The 488-nt window shown below is 40.8% G+C and carries 1 protein-coding gene; it reads right to left on the reverse strand.

From position 1 onward, the window contains the following. Window positions 1-113: 113 nt before the first annotated feature. Window positions 114-488: hypothetical protein (locus FJQ58_RS32180; protein ID WP_162341216.1), on the reverse strand; the 375-nt coding region annotated here is incomplete at its 5' end.

Below are 488 nucleotides of genomic sequence, written 5' to 3' on the forward strand. Positions count from 1 at the left end.
AAGTTTGCCGCTCTGTTTGTGGGATGTAGATGTGCTTGCCTCTGACATGCTTCTGAATTTCCTTGATCAAATGTTCAGGCAATATATCCTTGGCATTGACGTATTTTTTCATATCACACCTTTTTATATAAATGAATAGTACTCATATTTTCTATCCCAAAATCGTCAAAGCCTTCTCGAATCATAAGGGCAAAAATATTGAAGTCTTTCAAAGTGATTCGAGTAATGACGTGGCTAACCCCGAGCTGCTTCGTTGAAAGCAATGCGGCATGCAGCAGCCTCTGCATCTCTGACTTACTCCACTGAAATACAGGTCTGAAATACAGCGTAAATGCATAAGCACTAAGATTTTCTTGTTGGCTGCTGCTTTTCGGTTCTACATCGACATGATAGTAGGCCAATCCCATTATTTCATTCGTATGCTCATCACGTAAAGTTAGCAGGACACTTGCTGGGTCATCCATTCTTTCGGAGATAAAGCTTTCACC

It is taken from the genome of Paenibacillus paridis, from assembly GCF_006345825.1.
GTDB classification, from domain to species: domain Bacteria; phylum Bacillota; class Bacilli; order Paenibacillales; family Paenibacillaceae; genus Pristimantibacillus; species Pristimantibacillus paridis.